At 69.9% G+C, this 6,000-nt stretch carries 4 protein-coding genes; all 4 read right to left on the bottom strand.

What is annotated here, in order from left to right; all coding sequences use genetic code 11:
• Nucleotides 1–52: 52 nt before the first annotated feature.
• The gene (locus V6V89_RS10370; protein WP_334618812.1) at nt 53–970 is read right to left on the bottom strand and encodes a PP2C family protein-serine/threonine phosphatase; all 918 of its coding nucleotides are present in this window, start codon (nt 968–970) and stop codon (nt 53–55) included.
• A gap of 70 nt (nt 971–1,040) precedes the next feature.
• Nucleotides 1,041–1,292, bottom strand: coding sequence for a hypothetical protein (locus V6V89_RS10375; protein ID WP_334618813.1), 252 nt, complete (start codon nt 1,290–1,292; stop codon nt 1,041–1,043).
• A gap of 551 nt (nt 1,293–1,843) precedes the next feature.
• Nucleotides 1,844–4,006 carry a helix-turn-helix domain-containing protein gene (locus V6V89_RS10380; RefSeq protein ID WP_334618814.1) on the bottom strand — a complete coding sequence of 721 codons (2,163 nt, stop codon included), beginning with the start codon at nt 4,004–4,006 and terminating at the stop codon, nt 1,844–1,846.
• A gap of 205 nt (nt 4,007–4,211) precedes the next feature.
• Nucleotides 4,212–4,562 (bottom strand): hypothetical protein, encoded by a 351-nt coding sequence (locus V6V89_RS10385; protein WP_334618815.1) that lies wholly within the window; start codon nt 4,560–4,562, stop codon nt 4,212–4,214.
• Between the last annotated feature and the right edge of the window lie 1,438 nt (nt 4,563–6,000).

Consider the following 6,000-nt stretch of genomic DNA (forward strand, 5'->3'; position numbering starts at 1 on the left):
CGTGTGTCGGCGGTCACATATGCACCGGCCGTCGCAGCGGCGTGCGGGGCGCCTACGGGCCGACGGAGGTGATGACGATGGCGGTGGCGTTGTCCCGGCCGGCGTTGCCGGCGTCTTCGGCGAGCCGGGCGGCGGCCTCGGCGGGATCGGTGCTAGTGAGGATCTGGATGATCTGGGCCTCGGTGAGAGTGTTGTAGATGCCGTCGGTGCACAGCAGCAGCCGGTCGACGTCGCCCACGACACGGAAGCTGTCGATGCGTCCTGATCGGACAGTCGAGGTGACGCAGTGGTGTCCGGGGTGGTCGGGGCCGATCGGCAGCCAGCTGATGTTCAGGGCTCGCAGCTGCTCGGCCTCGGTGTGGTCCGTGGTGAGCTGGGCGAGCGTGCCGGAGTTGAGGGCGTAGGCCCGGGCGTCGCCGCACCAGGCGATGTCGAGGCCGCCGCCGAGGTGTTCTGGCATCGCGGTGGCCACCACGGCGACTGCTGTTCCGGCCTGGCCGGGCGGGGCGTGGCCGTACTGCTCGTGCCACGCCTGGCGGGCGGTGTGTAGCGCGCCCGTGGCGCTGACGCGTGGGGCGGCGGCGGCCGCCGTCCATGCGGTGAGGTAGGCGGCGTCGGCGGCGTCCCAGTCGTCGCCTACGCCGTCTGCGACGGCCCATCCTCGGCCTCCGTCGGGGTGTTCGACGATGGCGGCGGCGTCGGCGTTGACCCGTCTGCGTCCTTGGTGGGTGGCGGCCGCCGCGCGGTGCCCGGTCCCGGTGCGGGTGCGGGTGCCCCCGGCGTGCTGGCAGGTGGGGCACTGGTGCGGGTTGGCGGCTCCTTCGACGAGGCAGAACCCCTCGAAGCCGCAGGAGAGGCAGTTGGTGAGCGTGCCGTACTGGTCGTGCCAGGTGGTACTCGGGAAGCGTAGGTCGAGCTGGGCGGTGACGGTGGTCGGTTCGGGCTGCTGGTCGCTGCTGGCGCCGGGCATTGGCCGGTCCCTTCTGGACGTTGGTGGCGCGTGCGTTGGTGATGTGCGGGAACGCGTGGTGCGTGCCGCCTTACGTGCAGTCGAGCCCGCATCCGGTGCAGATCAGGACCTGGCCGTCGCCGATCCACTGGGTGGGGTACTCCCCCACGCATTCCTCCGGGCGTGTGGCGGGCCAGTCGCCGTCGACCACGAGTCGCCCGGGGTAGACGGGCTCCGCGAGTTTTCCGTGGTACGTAACGGGTTGGGGCCGGTACGCGATGCCAGGGGCGGACGGCGGCTGGTACGGCCCGGCGTAGTCCAGATCGATCCGTACGGCATCCATGTGGATGTCTTCCCTTCCGAGAGGGGCGTTTGAGGGGTTCCTGTGCGACGGGGCGGGTTGCCGTCCCTCCTCATCGTTACTTCTAATGATACAGTAGTTAGGTAGGTTCAGGGAAGGCTTCTCCTGTGACGTGGGCCACTGTGGACGGTGTCCGTTTGGCCCCGCCACTACGTGGTGGCGTCAGCTGCAGGCCCCCCGTTGTGGGTGGTCTTCCCGTTCGCGCGGGCTTGTCCCTACCGGGGCGTTCCTTGGGCGTCAAGGCTCGGCGTAGCCGACCGCGTAGCGGCTTGGCCTTGACGCCCAAGGAACGCCCCGGTGCCCTTCGGGCGCGCGAACGGGAAGACCACCTGGTGCCGTGAGTTCGTCCCGCGTCTCGTGGCCGGCGTGCACGCCGGCGTTGTCGGCCTTCCCGGCGCGCCGCGGGTCTGGGCCGCGCAGGCCCAGCCGGGAGGGTGCGGGAACCGGGAAGGTTCCCGCGTCCGGGCGCGGTGGCCCTCCGGGGACGGGCGCGGCCGCGGACCCCCTCACTCCCCCGTCGGCCTGGCGAACGGTTATGCGGCGGCCTTCTCCAGCTCGGTCGCGCCCAACCGCTCGGCGAGCAGCTGCGCCGCGGCGCGTTCGATGGCGTCGTCGGCAATGGCGGTCAGGCCGAGCCGGCCGGCGACGACTGCGCGGGCCCGGGTGTAGTCGGCCCGGCCATCGCGGCGCACTGGGAACCGGCCGTAGGTGGTTCTGGGACCGACCGGTAGGGGGATCGCGGCTTGGCCGGTGTCGGGTGGCTCGCCGGTGGGTGGCCCCCCCTTTCGGGGTTTACCGCGACGTTGCCGCCAGTCCTGCTCCTCGATCCACCAGGCGTGCAGCTCCCGGTCGACGAGGTAGCGCTGATGGCGGGTCCGGCCGACGCCGGCGACGCCGAGTCGGTCAGCGACCCGGTCCAGGCTCGCCCGACCGGTCTTCCACTCCCCCGACCGCTGCTGAGCTGCGAGTTTGTGTTCCTGCAGAATGTCGAGGTGTCGTCGGATGGTAGCCGTGCTGTAGCCCGTGATCTGCGCCAACCCTCCTACCGTCCTAGGACGACCTAGGAGATAGGAATAGGTGCGCTCCAGGTGGTGGCCAAGACCTCCCCTCGGTGTCCAGACGTCGTGGGCTATGCGGGCCAGCTCCTGTCGCAGACGTGCGGTGGTGGCGGCCCAGTCCTCCCCTGCCGGTTGCGGTACGTAGTCGGATCCCTGGGGGGCGGGCTTGCGCCCTTGTGTCCGGGTTATGTCCACAGGCGACAGATGGGGGTCGCCTTGGGTGGCATCGTCTTGTTGCTCCGGCTCCGGAGGCAGCAGTCTCCAGACGGCGGCTCTGGTGCCTTCGGCGGGAGTGACCAGCGCTATCCAGGGTGGGCCGTCCAACGATGACGAGCGGCTAAGCCTGTTAGCGGCTTCGGCCATTGTGGACTTGCCGTGGCCGGTCAGGCGTGACCAGCGGCGGCAATCCAGGGCGAGCTCCGTTGAGCAGCAGGCCAGGGCCATAAGGCACAGTGCCTTGAGGGCGGCCCGGTCTGCCGGTCCGGCCGGTGTTGCCCACCGCCAGGGCATCGCCTCGGCGGCGGCTTCGATGCGCTGGACGGCCGCGGTTACCTCGGCGGCCCGCCCGGCCTCGCGGGGTCCGTCCTCGTCCTGCGGGACGAGCTGGGGCAGCGCGGCGGCGTGCTCGACGGCCCGCCGCCATTGTCGGCGTAGCAGCGCGTCCTGCTCGGCTGGACCGCGTGCGACACGACCGCCGCTGCCGCACCGCGTGGAGCGGATGTGCTCCAGACCCGTCATCGCCGGGTCCGCGACCAGTGTCGCCACGTCGGCGAGGCGCCATCGAGCGAACGCGGTACGCAGCAGGATGCGCCACAGCAACGCCGAGGCGTCACCGGCGGGCTCGGCGGTCAACAGCGCCGCGGTGGAGGGCGACAAGGCGCGCCGCTGCCCCGCTAGATGCGGGCCACTGTCGTTGTCGACGATCCGCTGTTGCGCGGTGCCCCTTGGCCGGGATGCGGCGGCCGCGCCGGCGGCACGGGCCGTCTGCGGCAGCGAGTCGAACAGCAGCTGCAGCTGCCCCTCAGAAACGCCGTCCGCAAGCGTCTCATAGGCCCGCAGAGGGTCGCTCGGGTTGACCAGCACCGAACGTCCGCCGTGGCGGTGTAGAGCACCCGGAGGGCGTGCACAACCGGTCGCCGGGTTCGTTAGTGCCCCAGTGTCCAAGGACGGCAGAACGGCCGCCAGAGCCTGGGCAAGGCGGCGTACCACCGCAGCGCCGACCCGCTCCCGCAGACGAAGCCAAACGTGGTAGCCACCGCCGGGGCCGGATCGGGCGACCACATAGGAAATCGCCACGGTGTCCAGCAGCGTGCAAAGCCGTGCGAGATCCTCCCCCACCACCGACTGGCCGGCTGAGGCGTCCAGATCGAAGCAGAGCAGGCGGAACTGACCCTCCGCGTCGGTCAGATAGACCGCGTGCGGGCAGGTCGGCGCGACGGCTGGCCGTCGGCGCTCGGTGTACTCGTGAGTGCCACTGCGGTCGAGCCGTATTCGCGGCCGCGGCGAAAGCCGCACCGTGAACAGCTCGTAGCGCAGGGCCTCGGGATCGTTTGGCAGGTCGCCGGGCGTAGCACGACGCGACTCGTCCCCGAACGTGGACGAGACTGTGCAGCCCAGGCGGGTAGGTGCTACCGTCATGGCAGCAGCCCTCCAAGGCAGGGGGGCTCCATCCGAGGCGCCTAAGGTTTAGCGGCCGACGAGGCACCCCGGGTCTTGGAGCGGATCCATTCAGTTATCGGCGGGCCCCGGATTTCCGGGGCCCCGTCGTTGGTTGGGGTCGGCTATCGCCTCCTCGTAAGCGGGACGCGCGCACCAATTGGGTGCGGGATGTTCTGGATGAAGGTCATGCGGCGGCCACGGTCGGCGGGCGCTGATCCATGGAAGTGGTCGGAAGCGCTAGCTGGGTGTGGGTGGTGTGCCGGCTGCCGTTAGCGCGGCCGGTCATCAACTGCCGAATCTCCGCCCGGACGACCTCGGATACGGCAACGCTTAGCCCGTCGGCAACGCCGACGAGTTTGGCGCCGATGGCTGGCGGAAACTCTGCTGTGACCCGATATCGCTGTCCAGGCACGGCTTCGAACTCCTCGAGGGACCTGGCGATGTGCTCTTCGCAGTTGCCACCTTCCGCCCACAGTGGAAGGCCGGTGCCGTCTAGGTCCATTCCCCTGACGAGGTCTATGAGCAGGCGAGCCACGGTCATCCCCCTGGCCGACGCCTCGTCAAGGAGCCACGGCTTCTGGACCGGCGGAAAGGTCAGTGTGGTCCGGTACGGTTGGCGCGATTTGGGGTCGTATACCGCGGTGTTGCCACGCTGACGTGCTCCGGGTCTCGGACCGCGACGACGGCTGTTGCTCATGGTCGCTGATCCTGCCATGCGGCGTACCGAACATCGCATCACATTCCGCGGCGTGTCGCACCACGCATCGCATCACATTCCGCGCGCGGCTCCTAGTGGCATCGGATGCGCTCGACGGGGCAGGGGAGGCTCCGCCGGTTGGGCAGCGCAGCCAGTGGCTTCCTCGTCACCTATTGTGCTTCATGGTGCGCCGGCGTTGAGCCTCAGGCCCTTGTAGACGTTCGTCCATGGAAGGTGTGGCGCACGGGCCCCAACACGTCCACAACCCACCAGTGGGGGGCCGCGAGCGTCGCTCGCGGCCCCCCACTGGTGGGTTGTGGTTGGCATGACTGCCTTGGTTGTCTCGGCCCTGCAATGGGGCGCGGGGGTTCTACTCCTCGTCGAGCGCGTCGAGGAGCCGGACAACGGCTGCGGCGTGGAGGTGCCCAACCAGGCCGTACCGTGAATGGCGCCGTAAGCGGGCGGTTAGCCGCTTCATCCGCAGCTCGACATCGCCGTGCAGGCGGGTGCCTGTCCCTGTGGTTCGGGGCCTGGCCATGCCAAGTGATTCCAGGTACCCCCGAGCCCACTCGGATGAGGTTTCGACGTCGTCGTCTGGGATTAGGTCCAAGGCTGCGTTGACGTAGTGAGCAAGGGCAAGCTGGTAGTTGCCCGTACTGTCCTGGTCTGTCAGCAGTCGTTCCTCCAGGCGGTGCCGGAGGTCGATGGGAAGCCGGATGCCTGCTGGGACCCATTCGTGAGGTCGATGGCGGGCCGACAGGTAGCTGTCGACGACGGCCTCCCGGGCGGCGGCCGCGGCTAGCTGCTGTGCCCTCGGTGCTGCACGACGGCTTGAGCTTGCCTTTTGGGCGGATGGCGCGCCCCCCGCCCGGCGACTCCGTGGCTGTTCAGCCGGCGACGCCTCGGGCGTTTGCTTCGTGGCTGGCTCGTCCTCGGGCACGTTGGCAGTTGTTGCCTGGGGCAGCGCATCTGGCTCTGCCGCGCGCTGCGCCGGGGGTTCGGGTTGCTCAGCCGAGGACGCCTCGGGCGTTTGCTTGGTCGCTGGCTCGTCTGCCGCGCGCTGCGCCGGGGGTTCGGGTTGCTCAGCCGAGGACGCCTCGGGCGTTTGCTTGGTCGCTGGCTCGTCTGCCGCGCGCTGCGCCGGGGGTTCGGGTTGCTCAGCCGAGGACGCCTCGGGCGTTTGCTTGGTCGCTGGCTCGTCTGCCGCGCGCTGCGCCGGGGGTTCGGGTTGCTCAGCCGAGGACGCCTCGGGCGTTTGCTTGGTCGCTGGCTCGTC

The sequence above is a fragment of the Micromonospora sp. CPCC 206061 genome (genome assembly GCF_036906915.1).
GTDB lineage: Bacteria > Actinomycetota > Actinomycetes > Mycobacteriales > Micromonosporaceae > Phytohabitans.

Bases quoted from the DNA above. Each gene is read 5' to 3' on its own strand.
- V6V89_RS10375 (WP_334618813.1), bottom strand. From the start codon at position 1,292: ATGGATGCCGTACGGATCGATCTGGACTACGCCGGGCCGTACCAGCCG.
- V6V89_RS10380 (WP_334618814.1), bottom strand. From the start codon at position 4,006: ATGACGGTAGCACCTACCCGCCTGGGCTGCACAGTCTCGTCCACGTTC.
- V6V89_RS10370 (WP_334618812.1), bottom strand. From the start codon at position 970: ATGCCCGGCGCCAGCAGCGACCAGCAGCCCGAACCGACCACCGTCACC.